At 60.7% G+C, this 17,485-nt stretch carries 10 protein-coding genes; 1 reads left to right on the forward strand and 9 read right to left on the reverse strand.

The features are described 5' to 3' along the window. Positions 1–4: 4 nt before the first annotated feature. A complete protein-coding gene (locus ACILSO_RS10235; protein WP_395737297.1) occupies positions 5–3,154 on the reverse strand; it encodes a PSD1 and planctomycete cytochrome C domain-containing protein in 3,150 nt (1,049 codons plus the stop codon). Positions 3,155–3,258: 104 nt separating this feature from the next. Here ACILSO_RS10235 and ACILSO_RS10240 point away from each other — a divergent pair, with 104 nt between their 5' ends. Then, positions 3,259–4,437: a hypothetical protein gene (locus ACILSO_RS10240; protein ID WP_395737298.1), complete on the forward strand. Its 1,179-nt coding sequence runs from the start codon at positions 3,259–3,261 to the stop codon at positions 4,435–4,437. Positions 4,438–4,515: 78 nt separating this feature from the next. On the opposite strand, the gene ACILSO_RS10245 is transcribed toward ACILSO_RS10240, so the two are convergent. From ACILSO_RS10245 to ACILSO_RS10280, 8 genes are read right to left on the reverse strand one after another with little or no spacing between them, the layout of a single operon-like run. Further along, a complete protein-coding gene (locus ACILSO_RS10245) occupies positions 4,516–5,184 on the reverse strand; it encodes an SGNH/GDSL hydrolase family protein (protein ID WP_395737299.1) in 669 nt (222 codons plus the stop codon). A 20-nt stretch (positions 5,185–5,204) separates the two neighbouring features. Then, positions 5,205–5,849 carry a gluconate 2-dehydrogenase subunit 3 family protein gene (locus ACILSO_RS10250; RefSeq protein WP_395737300.1) on the reverse strand — a complete coding sequence of 215 codons (645 nt, stop codon included), beginning with the start codon at positions 5,847–5,849 and terminating at the stop codon, positions 5,205–5,207. Further along, a complete protein-coding gene (locus tag ACILSO_RS10255; RefSeq protein ID WP_395737301.1) occupies positions 5,849–7,660 on the reverse strand; it encodes a GMC oxidoreductase in 1,812 nt (603 codons plus the stop codon). Before ACILSO_RS10255 ends, ACILSO_RS10250 begins: the two co-directional genes overlap by 1 nt. A 39-nt stretch (positions 7,661–7,699) precedes the next feature. Then, positions 7,700–9,031 (reverse strand): DUF1552 domain-containing protein, encoded by a 1,332-nt coding sequence (locus ACILSO_RS10260; RefSeq protein ID WP_395737302.1) that lies wholly within the window; start codon positions 9,029–9,031, stop codon positions 7,700–7,702. Positions 9,032–9,038: 7 nt separating this feature from the next. Next, a complete protein-coding gene (locus tag ACILSO_RS10265) occupies positions 9,039–12,998 on the reverse strand; it encodes a DUF1592 domain-containing protein (protein WP_395737303.1) in 3,960 nt (1,319 codons plus the stop codon). Further along, positions 12,995–14,392 (reverse strand): DUF1501 domain-containing protein, encoded by a 1,398-nt coding sequence (locus tag ACILSO_RS10270; protein WP_395737304.1) that lies wholly within the window; start codon positions 14,390–14,392, stop codon positions 12,995–12,997. The genes ACILSO_RS10265 and ACILSO_RS10270 overlap by 4 nt, the downstream gene beginning before the upstream one ends. Beyond that, positions 14,389–16,830 carry a DUF1553 domain-containing protein gene (locus tag ACILSO_RS10275; RefSeq protein WP_395737305.1) on the reverse strand — a complete coding sequence of 814 codons (2,442 nt, stop codon included), beginning with the start codon at positions 16,828–16,830 and terminating at the stop codon, positions 14,389–14,391. The genes ACILSO_RS10270 and ACILSO_RS10275 overlap by 4 nt, the downstream gene beginning before the upstream one ends. Then, positions 16,827–17,477, reverse strand: a complete 651-nt coding sequence (locus ACILSO_RS10280) for a GntR family transcriptional regulator (protein ID WP_395737306.1) — start codon at positions 17,475–17,477, stop codon at positions 16,827–16,829. The genes ACILSO_RS10275 and ACILSO_RS10280 overlap by 4 nt, the downstream gene beginning before the upstream one ends. Positions 17,478–17,485: the final 8 nt, after the last annotated feature.

The raw sequence follows: 17,485 nt of genomic DNA on the forward strand, positions 1-17,485 counted from the left end.
GGTGTTAGTGGAGGTAGAAGAACTCGTTTGTATTCAAAAGGACCTGGCAGAGGTCGTTCATGGCCTGGCGGAAGGGGTCGTCGGCTTCGACAGTCTTGGTGTCTGAGCCGGACCAGGCGAACTGGGAAGTGAGCGGATCTGCGGACCGCCAGGTGACGAGGCCTGCGGCCCATTTTTCCGCATCCTGGCTGAGAGCTTTGTCTTCCAGAGCGCCGCTGGCCACTCGCAGTGCCTCGATCTGGCCGTCCCATTGATGCGTGGGCGCGCGCTTGTTCAGGCCGCCGATAACGAGCTGTGAGGTGCCGGCGCTGAGCTTGGCGCGGATATCCATTGGCACCACGACAGACTCAGGCACCGCACCAGGGGTGTCGAGATCGCGCACGGTGAACATGACGCTGTGACCGACGCAGGAAACCCGGGCGACCATGTGGTAGCGGCGGCCAAGCTCGATGTGGATGTCCGAGGGAACGACTTGATAGCCGATGTTCGAGTTTTCATCCTCGCCGACGACTTGCAGAATGAGATTGCGGGGCTTGAAGCGGGACTTCATGCCGGTGACGCCGAGGCTCCAACCGAAAGATTCGAGGCTGTCTTTCCCGCCATTCCAGCGCGAGGCGATGGTGCGAACGGAGGCGTTTACATCCACACTATTGAGGCTGACGATGGCTTCGACGGTGAACTCGTCGCCTTCTTCCTGGCCGCTCTGAACCAGAAGACGCTCATGCGGTGAGTTTTCTTTAAAGCCGCTGTTGTTCGCCTCTGCAGAAGGGTCAGCTGCAACTGGCGGCGTGGCCGTGCCGGCGCGCTTGGTGAGAAAGGATTCGGCGGTGGCGCGCTCCGGCTTGGTGGGGAGACGGCCGAGCACGGCCAGCCAGGCCTCGTCGATGTTTTCCACGCGTCCGGCCAGCTTGCGGGCGCGGGCCAGCAGCCATTCACCATTCAGCAGCTGCAGGGCCTGCGTGGGAGTGGTGGTGCTCTGCCGCTCGGCGGTGCTGGCGAAACCGGCGGGGGCATCGAGGGCGCGAAGGAGTTCGTTCTGATTGTTGCGCTTCTTCATCGTGTAGATGGAGCGGCGCGTGCCATTGCCATCTTCCGAGGGACCGCCGGTCTTGGCGTCGAGCTCGCCGCTGGCGGCGAGGAGAGCATCGCGCACCTGCTCGGCATCAAGGCGCCGGGGATTGAAACGCCAGAGGTAGTGATTGGAGGGGTCGATCTTCGCAATGTCGGCCGTGGGTTCGCGGCGTGCCGTCTGGCGATAAGCGGCGGAGAGCATGATCTCGCGGTGCAGCGGCTTGAAGTGCCAACCATTGGCCACAAATTTGGTGGTGAGGAAGTCGAGCAGTTCGGGATGAGTGGGCTTCTCGCCGAGCTTGCCGAAGTCGCTGGCGGTGGCGACGATGCCACGGCCGAAATGATACTGCCAGATGCGGTTTACGATGACACGTGTGGAGAGGCGGTTGTCAGGACGCGTGATCCAGTCGGCCAGAACGGTGCGGCGGCCGGTGGAGTTGCCAATGGGTTTGATCTCAGGCTCCTTGGGCTCCAGCAAGGTGAGGAAGCCGGGGGCGATTTCCTGTTCGCCCTTGCGGGTCTTAAGAGAGACCGATGGCGCCTTGGGACCGGCATCCGTGGCGACAAAAGCGTCCAGCAGGGGCTTGGGCTTGAGGTTGTCGAACTTCTTGAGCTCCTCCTCCAGCGCCTTGTATTCCGCTTTTTTCTCCTCGCTTTTGATGCTCTTCATCGGATCGAAGGTCTTGCGCTCACGCTGCATCTGGCGCTGGCAGAGGCCGGCGAGCTGCATTTCCAACGCCTCGCGCTGCTCGGCGGGCTTGCGGACCATGGCCTGCAGATCTTCCGTGAAACGAGTCAGCGCGCGTTCCACTTTGGGCTCAACCAGAGGGGAGGTAAGCGCGTCCATCTTGGCGCGAATGTCGGCGGTGGCGGTTTCCCATTTGGCCTGCTGCTCGGCAAATGCCTTCTTCTCAGCGGGGGTGGCCAGCTTCATGTCATCGCGCCAGTGCACGGGGGCCAGGAAGGCACGCAGGCGGTAGTAGTCTTTCTGCAGGATGGGGTCGAACTTATGATTGTGGCAATGAGCGCAGCCCATGCTGAGGCCGAGGAAGAGCTCGCCGGTGGTGTCCGTCATGTCGGTGAGAATGATGTCCCACTGGCCCTTCACATCTCGCTGATTCCATTCGTAAACCGGATTGCGCAGGAAGCAGGTGGCGATGAGTACATCGGGATCGTCCGGCGCGATCTCATCACCGGCGAGCTGCTCACGCACAAACTGGTCGTAGGGCTTGTCGGAGTTGAAGGACTTGATGACGTAATCGCGGTAGGGCCAGACGGCGGGGCGGTATTCGTCCGCATTGTAGCCGTCGCTCTCCGCATAGCGCACGAGGTCGAGCCAGTGCTGGGCCCAGCGCTCGCCATAGCAGGGGCTGGCGAGGAGTTCGTCCACGAGCTTTTCATAAGCGCGCGGGTCCTTGTCGTTCACAAACGCATCGATCTGCTCGCGAGTGGGCGGCAGACCGTGGAGATCGAAATACACGCGCCGCACGAGTTCATTGCGGTCGGCTTCGGGTGCCGGGTCGAGCTTCATTTCCGACTGCCTTGCCGCGATGAAGCGATCGATGTCATTGCGCACCCATTTGCCGTCCACTTTGGGCGGAGACACCCTGGCCACCGGCTTGAAGAACCAGTAGTTCCGCTGCTCCTCGGTAAATCCGCCTTCCGTCACCACAACCTTGTCTCCGGCATCCTCCGGCCAGGGGGCGCCCAGTTTGATCCATTTTTCCAGAACGGCGATCTCGGCATCCGGCATCTTGCCGCCGTTGTTTTTGGGAGGCATTTTGAACTCTTCGTCCGTGTAATGGATCGCCTCGATGAGGGCCGACTTTTCGGGATGGCCAGGGACAAGGGCAGGGCCGGTGTCGCCACCGGTTTTGAGGTAGCCGATGTTGTCCACGCGGAGCCCGCCCTTCTGCTTGGTCTTGCTATGGCAGTCATAGCAGCGCTTCACCAGGATGGGACGCACCTCATTTTCAAAGAACTTCATACCGGCGCGCGCTGCATCATCATCCGCGGCAAACGACACACCTGCGGAGTGGCAGGAAAGGAGAAGAAGGAGGACTGAAAGGCGGGACCAGGTCATGTCAGAATCTAAAGGTTCAAGAAGTACGTCTTTGGACACAAAAATTGGCATATTCCCGCCACTTTGGGTGCTTGGAGGGTAAAACCGTGCTTCTCTTCAGCGCTATGCCCCCCTTGCCACGCGAGATTCTGGTGATTGTGACGCTGCTGACGACCGCCATTTCGGGCGCTGAGGTATTGGAGGTGGACCGCTTCAATTACGTCCTCGGCACCCAGGCCATCGGGGGCAGGTATCACTTCACCCAGCAGGATCCGCTGGTGGAGTCTGCCGAAGTCGTCCGCACCATGGGAGCTAGCTGCATGAAATTCGATCTGCGGCCCAAGCCGAAGGAATACCCTGGCGTGCATTCACTGGTGGAGCTGGCTCGGGACGAACCCGCCCACCGCAAGGTGCTGGACATGCCTTTTGCGAATTTTCAGCTTTGGGCGGAACCTTTTGCGAACACCTCGTGGAAAAAAGGATTTTCCAAAGTGGATGCGGAAAAGGAGTACCAGGAACTGCATGCGCTGGTGGTGCATCTGCTGAAGACCTATTCAGGGACCGGCAAGACCTTCTACCTCGGCCACTGGGAAGGCGACAACCTGCTGAGGGGCAGCATCAGCAAGCAAGCCGATGCGCAGATGACGCCTGAGAAAGTTCAGGGCATGATCGACTGGCTGACCACCCGCCAGCGTGCGGTGGATGACGCCAAACGCGAAACGCCGCACCAGGATGTACAGGTATGGCACTACACGGAACTGAACCACCCGACGATCTCGCTGCGGGAAGGGCGGCCCACCCTGGTGAACCAGGTGCTGCCCAAGGTCGCGGTGGATTTTGTCTCCTACTCCGCGTACGATGTGACGAACGAGCCTAAGGCTGAAGAGATCAAGAAGGTGCTGAGCTACATTGAGTCCCAGCTAGCACCAAAGGGGGGCATCCCAGGCAAGCGTGTCTTTATCGGTGAGTACGGCTACTCAGTGTTTCACGGCGGCAAGGCGCACCATTCGCCTGAGGAGCAAGAGCGGCTTTCACTCATCACCATTCAGGCAGGACTGGAGTGGGGCTGCCCGTTCATTCTGTACTGGGAGCTGTATAACAATGAGCTGGAATCTGATGGACGACAGCGGGGGTTCTGGATGATCGATGACAAGGGTGTGAAACAGCCGATCTATGAAACGCACCGGAGGTACTATGAGTGGGCGCGGAAGTTTGTGCGCGAATGGAAGGCACGGACAAGGAAGGTGCCGGAGGATGAGGAGTTTCGGAGGGCGGCGGTGGAGTATTTCAAAGCGGCACAGTAGTGTTCACTGACGCTTTCGAGTGCCACATACCCTGCGGAAAGCTCCAGAGGACTGGACCACTCCGGGACGCTGGCGCGATTAAGGAACAGCCTTGACCAAGGCGGCGGCGATGGCAGCCATGCCTTTGTCGCCGGGGTGGTTGGCGACGCCAGCGTGTTTGTAGGGGCGCTCTGAGCGGGCGTAGTTGGACTCGTCTTTGCCCAAGGTGCTGATATTGACGTAGATGCCGCCGACGGCGGTGCAGGCCTGCTGGAGGACTTCGTCTTTGGCGGCATTGGCCCAGAAGCAGCTGCGAACGAGAATGACGGGCTTGCGTTCACCTTTGACGGCATTGAGCAGAGTGGTGACGCCGGCCTGTAACTTCTGCTTTTCTTCAGGGAGCTTCAGAGCCGGGACATTTTCGCCGATGGCGAGAATGATGAGATCGGCGTGGAAGTCGATGGCTTCCTTCAGCTTCGCGGCGACGTCGTAATCTGCGTAAGCGCGCTCGAAATCGGCGATGTTTTTCACCATGACCTGAGGTGCTGTGCCGGCTTTTTCAGTGAGACCCTTGGTGACGAGGTGCACGTAATCTTTGTCCTCGGCGCTGGCCGCCATGCCCCAGTTGCCCTTCCAGTCGATGTCCGCCTTGGGGCCGTGCTTGGTGATGCTGTTGCCGAGGAAAAGGACTTTCGTTTGCGCGGAGGCCTGGGCGGCAAAACTAATGAGGGTGAAGACGACGAGGAAGACGAGGCGGGAGGATTTCATGAAGAAGAAGTGAGTGGAGATCAGGCAAGGCCGACGTGCTTCAGGGCCTCGATTGGCGGGCCTTCGAAGGAGCCGGAGGGCATGTTCCCAACATAACCGATGGCTTTCATGCCTTCGGGGGTGGTGTAGTAGCCGCCGGCGGTGAGATCGCGGAAGCGTTTGAAAAACGTTGCGCCCTTTTTGTGCTCGGCCTTCGGCTTGGCGGCGGCGAGACCGGTGCAGATGGCATGCTGTTGATCGAGAGCGAGATCGGCGAAGGGCTTGCTGAAGCGTGTGCCGGCTTCCGCATCGATCCATTGCAGGCCTTCAAGAATGAGACGGCGGTCTCCAGCCTGTGCAGGATAAGGGGAGCTGATCCATTCGTCGATGAAGTCGTGCACCCCCACCGCCGAAGCGCTGGGGGAATCCGCGTCTGCCGGGATGATGACATCACACAACGAGCGGGTGGTGCGACGCTGTGCCTCGGTGAAGGTGAGCGGCCAGACATCTCCCGGCTTGTACACTTTGACCATGACGGGATCAGGGCCGTAGCCCTGCGCTTTGACTGCGGCGGCGTCTGCAGCGAAGAGCTGGGGATCGCGCGCGGTCATCGTCGCGGTGGCGGTGAGCATCCACTGCATGGCCTTGCGGCGGTCCATGCGCGGGAGGTTGTCTAAAGAGCTCATCAGATGTTTCCTTTCTTCATTTCATCCATCAGGTGGTCGGCCATGCGCCAGGCAAAAGCCATGATGGTGAGGGTGGGATTTTTGTCCGCGGTGCTGGCGAAAGGCGCACCATCGGCCATGAAAAGATTTTTCACGTCCCAGGTCTGGCTCCACTGGTTGGTAACGGAGGTCTCGCGGTCCGCGCCCATGATGGCGCCGCCGACTTCGTGAATCACTTCGCCGCCCTTCTTTATCAGCTTGGACGGATCTGAGTCGGCCTTCGCAGAAACCTTGCCGCCCATGGCCTCGAGAAGCTCGCGGATGTGCTGCTGCTGATGGCGGACCTGACTGAGCTCGAAGTCCGTCCATTTCCAATGGAAGCGCAGCACGGGAATGCCCCACTGGTCTTTGAGCTCCGGGTCGAGCTCGCAGAACGATCCGTCATTGGGAAGCATGGTGCCCTGAGCTCCAAACCCGAGATGGCAGCCATAGTAACGCCGGGCTTCTTCTTTGAGCTTGGCACCGAACAAGACGCCTTCGTGGCCGAGCCTGGACTCGATGCCATTGAGCGTGGTGAGCGATGGCATCTGTCGGCCGGAGGTGAACTCCAGGTGATAACCGCCCGGGAAGCCGAGCTCGCCTTTGGAGTTCTGCGCATGGCGCGTCCAGGGCACGTAGGCGTGCGGGCCGCCAGCACCGTCTTCATTGTGGACGGGCATGCCTTCAAACGCGGGGATGTACGCACTGAGGCTGCTAGAGACGGAATCGGTGACGTATTTGCCCACCTTGCCGCTTGAGTTGGCGAGGCCCTGCGGGAAGGCGGCTGATTTTGAATTCAAGAGCAGACGCACCGACTCCTGTGAACTGGCGGCGAGAACGACGACGCGGCCTTTGGCATGGGCTTCGCTGCCGGTGGTTTTATTGACGAAGGAGATGCCGGTCGCGCGGCCCTGTTTATCTAGCGTGACCTCACGCGCCATGGCGTTGGGCAGGATGTCGAGATTCCCGGTGGCCAGTGCGGGGCGCAGGTGGACGGTCTGGGAGTCGTAGTTGGCGCGGATGGCGCAGCCGCGATGGCAGTCGGTGGCCCAGAAGCAGGGCGCGCGTGTGCCCATGGACTCCTTCAGGATATTCTGCGCTTTGACATTTCCGGGGTGGAGCCTGACTGGGATGGTGGCCGTGTCCTGCGGCTTTGTCAGCACGGCACGATGTATGGAAATGACCTGTGCTCCGACTTTTTTTCCATGCTTCTGCGCATAAAGCTCTCCAACACGGAGCTTTGGCGCGGGCTGGAGCACGCCGGGGGAGGAGTCGGGAGAGTTTTCCAGGCCTTCATTGGTGCCAAAGACGCCAATGAGCATCTCAACCTTGTCATAATAAGGCGCGATATCGTCATAGCTGACGGGCCAGTCGAAGCCGAGACCGAAGCGGGTGTGAGGCTTGAAGTCATACGGCCCATTGCGCAGGGAGATGCGGCCCCAGTGATTGGTGCGGCCGCCCATCATGCGCTGGCGCCACCAGCGGAACTGGTCCACGGGCTCCTGGCTGGCATTGGTGTAAGGCTCGCCGGGGATGTCCCAGCCGCTGTTGATGGAGCAGTCGTGGAAGCCATACTGCTTGTCGGGTGTTTTCTCACCACGCAGCGGAGCCTGGCTGGGGAGCTGCAGCATGGCCACTTCCGACTGTACATCAAAGGCGCGGCCCGCCTCCAAAATGAGAACCTTGAGGCCTTCCATCGTCAGTGTGTAGGCAGTCTGGCCACCCCCTGCGCCAGACCCAACGATGACCACGTCATAGGAATCCTGGAGCTTGTCTGGGGTGATGATGGGCATGGTGGAGAAGTGAAAACGAAAAGGCAAAACGCCGGATTATCAAACCTCTTCCAGCATCATTTTTGCATCACCAAAGGTTTTCGGGCGCTGCCCCATCTTGTCCATCATGGACATGAAGAGGCGGCATAGCTGACGCTCGGATTTGTCTTTATAGTCGAGGGCGCGGCCACCTTTCAGCCTCCCTCCAGCGCCGCCAAGGACAATGACAGGGAGCTGGTCGTTGTCGTGGCGTGCTCCGGCCATCATGCTGGAGCAGTGCATGAGCATGGTGTTGTCCAGCAGGGTGCGCGGGCCCTCCTGAACGGCGTCCAGCTTTCGCGCGAGGTAGGCTAGCTGCTCCATGAAGAACTGATTCACCTTGAGCCAGTCCGCGCCATCGCTGTGGGAGAGAAGGTGGTGGATCATGTAGTCGATGCCGTGGCCCGCCTGCTGCACGCTGGGGAGATTGGGGAAGCGCAGGGCGCTGTGGTCGTTGTTGAGCTTCAGGGTGGTGATGCGCGTGGTGTCGGTCTGAAAACCGAGCACAAGGAGATCAATCATGAGCCGCATGTGCTCACCGATGTCCTGGGGGATGCCATCGGCGGGGCGCTTGATGTTGGGCTTGTCGAGCGTGGGCCGCCAGCCCTGCAGCTCGCCGCGCTTGCCAGCGTTTTCGATGCGCTTTTCCACATCGCGGACGGAATCAAGGTATTCATCCAGCTTGCGCTGGTCGCTGCGGCTGATGTCGCGGCGGAGGTCATTTGCCTCGGCCAGCACCGCATCCAGCACGCTTTTGTCTGCGGGAGAGGCTTCATCTTTAAAGAGGCGGTCAAAAGCCAGCGCAGGGTAAAGCTCCAGCGGAGTGGGTGTGGTGGGAGAGCTCCACGAAATGTGGGAGCTGTAGAGCATGGAGTAGTTTTTATGCACCGAGGGATTCGACTTCTCGCAGGCGAGGACGAGGCTGGGGACCTTGGTGCTGCGGCCATAGGTCTGCGCCAGGACCTGATCGAAACTTGTGCCCGAGCGGATCTCGCCGCCGGAGGCGATGGGAGCGCCGGAGAGCATGTTGCCTGTCTGCGAGGAGTGGATGTTTCCCTTGCGAGCTTCCTCGTGGTAGAGACCGCGGACGAAGAGAAGTTTTTCACGGAAGTCATGCAGAGGCTGAAGCACCTGGCCGAGCTCCATCCCCTTCCCTTCTCCTTTGGCCCACCATTCCTGGGAGTGGAAACCGTTGCCGGAGAACGTGACGCAAAGGCGCACAGGCGTCTCGCTGGCAGGCTTGTCACGCTTGGGCTCATCGCCCCAAACATTGAAGGACTCCATCCAGGGCAGGGCCATGGAAACGCCTGCTCCGCGCAGGAAGGCGCGACGTGAAAAGTGGTGGGTGCTCATAATGAAATCAGTGCTGGGCCAGGGTGTCTTTTCCGCGCACTTGCAGGAACTGCGGGCTGCGGATGATGAGATCAAGGAGCGTGCCGATACGGCGGTCGCTCTGGACCATGGAATCGATCAAAGGTTTGTCTGAAAGCTGCACGCTGCGGCCAAGAGCATAGCCGGTCAGTTTGCGGCAGAACTGGCGGACGAAATCGGCGCCACGCTTGTCGAGAAGGTAATCACGCAAATCGGCCAGGCCATCGACGGCAGTGCCATCAGGCAAAATGGCTTTAGTATCCGCCTGGCGCGCACGGCCAATGGCATCAAATCCTTCGAGAGCGAAGCCAAAGGGATCAATGCGGCGATGGCAGCCGGAGCAGTTCTCATCGTGGCTGTGGCGCTCGATAAGCTGGCGCTCCGTGAGACTGGCCGGCGTCTCTTCGGGTAGGACAGGCACACCTTTGGGCGGGATGGGAAGCTTGTCACCGAGGATGACTTCGCTGAGCCAGGTGCCCCGCAGTATGGCGCTGGTGCGTGAAGCGCCCGATTGTTTAGCCAGCGTGGCCGCAAAGCCGAGGATGCCGCCACGGCCTTGAGACTGGACGCCTTCGATGCGCTGCCAGCCGCTTTCTTTCACCTCCAGCCCATAATGCTTTGCGAGGCTGGCGTTCACAAAGGTGTGATCCGCATTGAGCAGCGAGAGCACGCTGCGGTCATTTTGGAAGAGGTCGATGAAGAAGCGCGCCACCTCTTCCTGCATGTCTTCGCGCAGGGAGACGAAGGTGGGAAAGTGACGCTCGCTCTTTTCGTCCAGCGTGCCGACATCCCGCACATGCAGCCACTGGCAGCCGAATTCCTCGGCGAGGCGGCGGATTTTTTCGTCCTTCAGCATGCGGCGAAGCTGCGCCGTGAGCACTGCGGGATCGTGCAGCTTTTCTGCCTCAGCCAGGCGGCTCAGTTCGGCATCAGGACATGAGGACCAAAGGAAGTAGCTGAGACGTGTGGCAAGTTCTTGATCGCTGACTGGCGTGGCCTTGGCACCCGCCATTACCTTCTCCCCGCGGTAGAGAAATGCAGGAGCAACGAGCGAACGCGCCAGAAGCATGCGTGCAGCGGCGGCGTGCGGCAGCCCCTGACTGCGAAGCTTCTCATAGAGAGACTTCAGCCCCTCGCGTTCCGCCTCGCTCAAGGGATGACGCCAGGCACGCTCCGCAAAATCCAGCACCGCCGCCACCTGAACGGGCTCCGCCTCGACAAGCTGGCGCTTGAACCCTGCCGCCGCGTTCATGATGGGCGCACGCATCGGCTCAAAGGCGCTGGGCTTGGCATCCTGCGTGGCAAACTGGAAAAGCTGCTCAAACACATCCACCTGTTTCAGCGGCCATTCACTCACGAAGCGCAGCTCATCCCACAGGCGGTCGAGTTCAGCACCCTCATCATCGGTAAGCATGAGGCGTTTCAAATGATCATCCTCTCGGTGAAAGAGCGTGAGCGTGACGACTTCATCAACCGGCACAATCTGGGTGTAGCAGAGCGCGATGGGGAAAAGACTGCGAAACTCGTCAAAGGCCGACTGGAAGCGCTGGCGGGCGGCGCTTTTCCCGCTCACGAGCACTGGTGCACTGTGGTGGGTGCGCAGGTTGTTGTCAGACCAGAGCCCCTTCGACTGCGCAGTTTGTGCTTCGTCCACAGCGAGGCCCTGCAACGATCCGGGCCGGGCTTCGAGCACCCGCATCTGCACACTGCCCTCGGGGTTCAGCAGCCGCGCGGTGGCGGCCAGCTCCGCACCTTCCAGCAGTTCGGCTGGCATCCTAACCTCGATCACCGAGGGCGCTTTCACTTCATAGTTTGAGGCCCCTGGAGTGCGCTCTTTCAAGACGGACATCAGCATGGGGCCGGTGGCCGCAAGGATCTGATTTTGCAAGGCATGTTCGGGCGATCCTGCGGCAAGAGCGGAGGGATCTTTTTCAAGCAGCACGCGCACCTCTGCGGCGAGTCGCGCACGCTCGGCAGCATCTGTGGATTTGCGCCAGCGTGCCAGCAGGGAGCCCTGCGGGACCGCAGCCTCTGCCTGCTGCACTGCGGGCTGGCTCAGGAAGTGCCACGCTCCATGCGGATTTCCCGCCAGAATGTTTGGCGAAACTTCCTTGGCCAGATCCCAGGTCGTCTTGCCATCGCTGAGCGTCAGGTTCACCGCTGTGAGATCGCAGCTGTGGTTGCCGTCTTTGGGGCCGATCACCAGGGCGACCACATCCCCCTGCCTCACCGAAACCTTTTCAAAGGAACCGGTCGGGATGCGTTCCGTGCCTTTGCTGACTCCAGAGGCCAGCACGTCACGCGTATGACCTCGGCGCACCTCCAATGCCCAGGTGACACCATTGCCGCAGTCTGCGTGTGCGTCCGCCACATACCCCTGTACACTCAGCAAGCCGGTGACGGGGCTGCGCCATGCGATGACCGATGCGAGCGTGGGCGAGGGATGCGTGGCGACACTGTGCGCCTGCATGACGCCGGGAATCCGCGGCGTTTTGTCTGAAGCATTTGCGAGCACACTGAGAGCCTGCTCCCCGGACCATCCTTTGATGAAACTATAATTGGGAACGCTTTCGACTTTCTTTGTGAGCAGCGGCTCCAGTTTCACCATGCTGGCCGAGCCAACGCCAAGGTAATCCAACCATCCAGATAGCAGCCCGGCATCGACACCATGCTTCCGCGCCAGAGCAACCACATCCGTGCGCTCGGCGTTCATCTGGGCCTCATGCACTGCAGCCAGGCAAGGCACCACGCTTGCGATCAGCTCTGCACGCCGCTGCTGCAGACGCTCCATGATTTTTGGCACATCGCGCAGCGGCAGGTCGGCACGTCCCGGAGCCACGATCCGCGCATTCTCCCAGATCGCCGAATCGTTTTCGCTCCCATCTCCTGCGTCCGTCGTGGTCAGAAAGAACGTGCGATCTCCTCCGTCTTTGGAAGCAGCGATCTTCATGCGGATCTCATGCCTTTCCACCAGAGGCACCACGGGCTCCTGCCAGGCTTTGGGTCCGTTTTCCTTGCCGATGTGGCCCACGCTGGCGAAGCGCCAAAGGGACTGCTGCCACGCTGCCACGTCCGCCGCACTGAGCTGGCCGGCGCGGAATTTGGCGCGCAGAGGATCCAGCAGCACCGAGGGCTGGGTGGCCGTGAGCGCCGCCTTGAGCAGGCTCAGGTATTTGGCGCTCAGGTCTTCGCTGCTGCCATGCCCCTGCAATGCCGCCAGATATGGGGCCAGCGGCAGCCGGCCCTCATCTTTGGCGATGATTTTTGCACCCGTAACTTTCAGCTCAGACTGCCCCGCAGACTTGCTGTAGCGTCGGTAAATGCTTCGAATTTTTGCCAGCGCCTCGTCTGTCCAGTCACGTGGTGAGGTGGATGCCGAAAAATGCACGCCCTGAGGCGTGAGCACGGCATGGCTGGCGACGTCCTTCGCCGCATCAAGGTATTTGCCCAGCAAAGCCGGAGACATGACGAGCGCCGCACCCGCATTGGTGAAGCCTTCGCCCGCAGCGCCATCCACCGGAAACTCGCGAGCAGGGTCCAGAGACTCCACGCCAGTGAGATCGCGCAGGGTGTATGTGTACTCCATGTTGGAGAGGCGGCGCAGAACCACGGGACCGGGATCGCCTGCGTTTGCTAGCGCGACTTCGTCCAGCCGGCTCTGCACCCACTGAGTCAGCAGCTTCTTCTGTTCGGTGGATAGCTGCGTCTCTTTTTTCGGCGGCATTTCGCCCATGTGGAGCTGGTCCAGCACGCCTTCCCAGATCATCGGCTCACGTTTGATGTCGGCGATGGAGGTGAACCGCTCCAGATCGAGATCTCCCTTCTGCTTTTCGGTGGAGTGGCAGGTGTTGCAGCGCTCTTTCAGCAGGGGCAGGATCGAGCTTTGAAAGTCGTCCGCATGCAGCGGGAGGATGGGCACGAAGCAGGCGGCCAAAAATGAGAACTTCATGCCAGAATCTCCTTCACAATGTTGCCGTAAACATCCGTGAGCCGGAAATCGCGGCCGAGATGCCGCCATGTGAGCTTCTCATGATCAAGGCCCAGCTGATGGAGGATCGTGGCGTGCAGATCGTGCAGATGGACTTTGCCAGAAACGGGCCGGAAGCCGAAGTCATCTGTCTCGCCAAAGGTGAATCCGGGCCGGATGCCACCACCGGCCATCCAGGTGCAGAAGCTTTCCGGCTGATGCTCACGGCCGTGCTTTTCGATGGGGGACGTTCCGCTGAGATCCTGGCTCCAGGGAGTGCGGCCAAACTCGCCGCTCCATACCACCAGCGTGTCCTCCAGCAGGCCGCGGGATTTGAGGTCCTTGATCAAAGCGGCGCAGGGCTGGTCGCTGGCGGCGCAGCTTTTCGGCAGAGCGTTGCGAATGTCTCCATGGTGATCCCAGCCGCCCATGGTCACCTGCACAAAGCGCACGCCGGCTTCGCTCATTTTGCGCGCCAGAAGGCAGGCGCGTGCATTTTTGTCGGTGTCCTTGCCGCCCACGCCATAGAGCTGCTTGGTTGCCTCTGATTCATTGGAGAGATCCACGAGTTCAGGCGCGGTCATCTGCATTCGAAAGGCGGTCTCCATGCTCTCAATCATGCCCTCCATGCGGGTGTCGGCTCCTGATTGACCAAGCAGGCGTTTGTTCATGCGCTGGGTGAAATCTATGCGCGCACGCTGGGCCTTCACATCGCCTGAGATGTCGGCGAGGTAGTCGATCGGGGACTGCTTGTCGCTGGCAGGAATGACAACCTTGGTGCCCTGATGCGCAGCAGGCAAAAAGGACGAGCCGTAGAGCCGGGTGTCGCTGTCCGGGTGAATGCTGATGAAGCTGGGCAGATTTTGATTTTCAGCGCCAAGGCCGTAGCTGATCCATGAGCCGATGGAGGGGCGCACGTCCGCCGTGACCCCGGTGTGGAACTGCAGCGCGGCGGGTTGGTGCTGGTTGTTGTCCGCATGCACGGCGCGCAGAAGGCAGATCTCATCGGCAATGCTGGCGGTGTGCGGCAGGAGGTCGGAAATCATCATGCCGGACTGACCGCGCGGCTTTACTTCACCATGCGTGGCAAGGGCCAGAAATTTGTCCGTACCAACGCGAAGTTCATTCGTGTTGATCGGCGCAGTGATCTTCTGCCCGTGCATGCGTTTGATGTAATCCTTCGGATCAAATAAATCCGGCTGAGAAGGCCCGCCGGACATGAAGAGGAAGATCACGCGCTTTGCCTTCGCCGGGAAGCGTGGTGTTTTCACCGCCAGCGGGCTTTGCGCTGCCTGCACCAGGTCATGCAAAGCCAGCGCGCCAAAGCCGGTGGCGGTGCGCTGAAGCCAGGAGCGGCGTGAGAGGGCAGTGTTCATAGGCGGAGCAAAAATTCGTTTGAAGACAGCAGCGCGTGGCTCAGCTCGATCCACGCTTTGTCTGCCGGAAGGGATTCAAGCAGCCTGACGGCGTCCTCGCGTTCAGCGCTGGTGACGGGGCGGCTGAGGACGCGGAGCCAGAGCGCCTCAAGCCGGGCGCCGGTGTTGGGCTCAGCGCCAGAGAGCTGTTTGGCAAGCTCCGTGGCACGTGCACGAACGATGTCACTGTTGAGAAGAAAGAGCGCCTGGGTGGGCACGGCGGTCTCCGCGCGTTTTCCGGCGATCTGCGCGGGCTGGGTGAAGTCAAACACATCGCGCAACCGAGCCGACCCTGGCTGAGCGGCCGTTCGAATGACCGGCAGATAAATCGTGCGCTCATAGTCCTGCGCCGGGCGCATTTTCTTGAAGGCAAAGGCGGGAGGATTCACCGCCTTGGGACTGAGGCTGGAGACATTTTCAGGAAACTCCAGCGGCAGCGCGGGCCCACCCGCTGAAGGCGTAAGCCTGCCGCTGATGGCAAGCATGGAATCCCGGATCGACTCCGCATCGAGGCGCTGGCGGTTCATGCGCCAGAGCAGGCGGTTTTCGGGATCTTTTGCCTCGGCAGCAGTGTTGTTCCCACTGCTCATCCGGTAGGCGCGGCTGAGGACGAGTTCACGGATAAGCTGCTTCTGTGACCAGCCGCTTTGCATGAAGCGGGTGGCGAGGTAATCGAGCAGCCCGGGATGCGAAGGAGCTTCGCCACGCGCACCGAAATAGTCCACACTGCGCACCAGCCCTTCGCCAAAGAGCTTCTGCCAAATACGGTTCACAGTGACACGGGCGGTGAGCGGGTTGCGTGCATCGGCGATCCAGTCCGCGAGCTGCCGCCTGCCGCTCTGCCCGGCTGGGATCGTCGGCAGATCACCCCAGGAAGCGACACGCAGGACACCACGCTTCACCGGCTCGCCCAGCGCATATGGATTGCCGCGAATGGTGATGCGCATGTCGGCCGGCGTCTCACGATCATGCACGGCGAAGGCCTTTGGCGCGACGGGCGCAAAGAATTTCGCGTGCTCGATCTGGCTGCCGAAGTTTTTGATACGAGCAGCGATCTCGTCGCGCTTCTTTTCAAGATCAGGCTTCGCCTCCTTGGTGGCGCTGCCGATCTGCGGTTCCAGTGCGGCCTTCTCTTTGCTGGCAGCATCGCGCTCAGCTTCCCACTGGCGGATCTTGTCCTCGTTCGCGGCGAGCACCAATTCACGTCTGGCCTTTTGCTCCGCTGTTTCGGGCAGCTCCGTTTTGTGGACGCTGCTCCAGACGCCGTTGTCGGTCTTGTAAGTCGCATCCGTGCTACGGAACATGCCTGCGATGGCATAATAGTCGGTCTGGGCAATGGGGTCAAACTTGTGGTCGTGGCAGCGCACGCAGCCGAGCGTCTGGCCGAGAAACGCGGTGCCGATTTTGCTGACCTGCTGGTCCACGAGGTCATGCTCCATCTTGAGCTTGTCCACGGCGACGATCTCGACATCGCCAAGGACGAGGAAGCCGGTGGCTGTGATGTTTGCGGCGCGCTCCTGAGGTGAGGACGCTGGCAGCAGGTCCCCGGCGATTTGCTCGCGAATGAAGCGGTCAAAGGGCTTGCCGGAGTTGAAGGCATTGATGACGTAATCACGGTAGCGCCAGGCATGCTCGGCAAAGACATTGTTCGAAGTTCCGATCTGGTCTGCGTAACCGACGAGATCCAGCCAGTGACGCGCCCAGCGTTCGCCGAAGGCGTTTGATTCCAGCAAACGATCCACGGCAGCGGCGCGGGAGACAGGCGTCGCATCAAAACGAGTCAGATCCTCCGGCGTCGGCGGCAGTCCGGTTAGATCAAGCGAGACACGCCGCAGCCAGGTGGAGGCATCCGCGTCCGGCGCGGGAGAGAGGCCGCTGGCTTCCAGCCTGGCCAGAATGAAACGGTCCACCGGGCCCAGCGGCCAGTCTGTCCGCGATACCTCAGGCGCTTTCTCGTCACGCACAGGCCGGTAGGCCCAAAACTTTTTTCCTTCCGCAATGTCAATCACGCGCGCGGATTTGGCGGCGGTTTGTTTCACGCGTGAATCCGGTGCGCCCATGCTCACCCACTGCTCCAGAATCTCGATCTCAGCCGGGCTCATCCTGCCCTTTGGCGGCATTTCCATCTCGGGATTGGTGTAGCGCACCGCTTCGATGAGGTGACTTCTGGCCAGATCTCCCGGGATGATGGCTGGTCCATTGTCTCCGCCGGTTTGCCAGCCTGATTTGAGATCCAGCGCGAGTCCGCCTTTGATCTTCTTTTCATGGGAATGGCACTCATAGCATTGCCGCTGCAGCAGAGGCAGCACCTTCGCTTCAAAGAAGGCCATGTCATCCCCTGCCCGCGCTGAAACCAGCGCAAGCATGACAATGCCAAAGCTCTGGAAGACGCGGTTCATGAGAAAAGCGGCAGCCATTCACGCCAGCCGAGGATATGCTCGCGCATCAGGCGCTCGCAGGCCGCAGGTGTCTGAGTGTTGAAACTTTCCAGGATCTCCTGGTGTGCCTCCACGGTTTCCTGAAGGGTTTCCTTCGTCTGAAGCTGATGACTGCGATGAAGCCGGCCGAGCCACAGCTCAAGCTCGCCCCGCAGGGAGCACCACAGTTTTAGCAGCCTCCGGTTGCCGGAGGCCTCGAGAATGATCTGATGAAATTCCAAGTCCAGAAGCGTGACCTCCTGCACGGAGCGTGCACGGCGTGTGGCGGCCAGGTTTTTTACCAGCTTTGAAGTGTCGACCTTGAGCGCTGGCGCTGCAAGCCGCGAGGCCAGGGGCTCCAAGGCAAGACGCAGCACAAAGAGCTCCTCAAAATCTTGCGGTGTCAGGTCTTTGACGAATGCGCGTCCGGTGGCGCTGAACTCCACAAGCCCTTCCCGCTCTAGGGCAAAGAGGGCCTCGCGCACAGGCACACGGCTGACACCAAGCCGCTTTGCCACGGCGGATTCGGCCAGCAGCGCACCCGGCGCGGAGGTGCCATTGAGAATTTCCGTACGCAGCCGGGTCGCGGCGGAGTCGGAGCGGGAGGCGGTGGTAGTGGCAAGATCCATTCGGTATA

It is taken from the genome of Prosthecobacter sp., assembly GCF_044226605.1.
Taxonomy (GTDB): Bacteria; Verrucomicrobiota; Verrucomicrobiia; order Verrucomicrobiales; family Verrucomicrobiaceae; genus Prosthecobacter.

Bases quoted from the DNA above. Each gene is read 5' to 3' on its own strand.
- ACILSO_RS10235 (WP_395737297.1), bottom strand. From the start codon at position 3,154: ATGACCTGGTCCCGCCTTTCAGTCCTCCTTCTTCTCCTTTCCTGCCAC.
- ACILSO_RS10240 (WP_395737298.1), top strand. From the start codon at position 3,259: ATGCCCCCCTTGCCACGCGAGATTCTGGTGATTGTGACGCTGCTGACG.
- ACILSO_RS10245 (WP_395737299.1), bottom strand. From the start codon at position 5,184: ATGAAATCCTCCCGCCTCGTCTTCCTCGTCGTCTTCACCCTCATTAGT.
- ACILSO_RS10250 (WP_395737300.1), bottom strand. From the start codon at position 5,849: ATGAGCTCTTTAGACAACCTCCCGCGCATGGACCGCCGCAAGGCCATG.
- ACILSO_RS10255 (WP_395737301.1), bottom strand. From the start codon at position 7,660: ATGCCCATCATCACCCCAGACAAGCTCCAGGATTCCTATGACGTGGTC.
- ACILSO_RS10260 (WP_395737302.1), bottom strand. From the start codon at position 9,031: ATGAGCACCCACCACTTTTCACGTCGCGCCTTCCTGCGCGGAGCAGGC.
- ACILSO_RS10265 (WP_395737303.1), bottom strand. From the start codon at position 12,998: ATGAAGTTCTCATTTTTGGCCGCCTGCTTCGTGCCCATCCTCCCGCTG.
- ACILSO_RS10270 (WP_395737304.1), bottom strand. From the start codon at position 14,392: ATGAACACTGCCCTCTCACGCCGCTCCTGGCTTCAGCGCACCGCCACC.
- ACILSO_RS10275 (WP_395737305.1), bottom strand. From the start codon at position 16,830: ATGAACCGCGTCTTCCAGAGCTTTGGCATTGTCATGCTTGCGCTGGTT.
- ACILSO_RS10280 (WP_395737306.1), bottom strand. From the start codon at position 17,477: ATGGATCTTGCCACTACCACCGCCTCCCGCTCCGACTCCGCCGCGACC.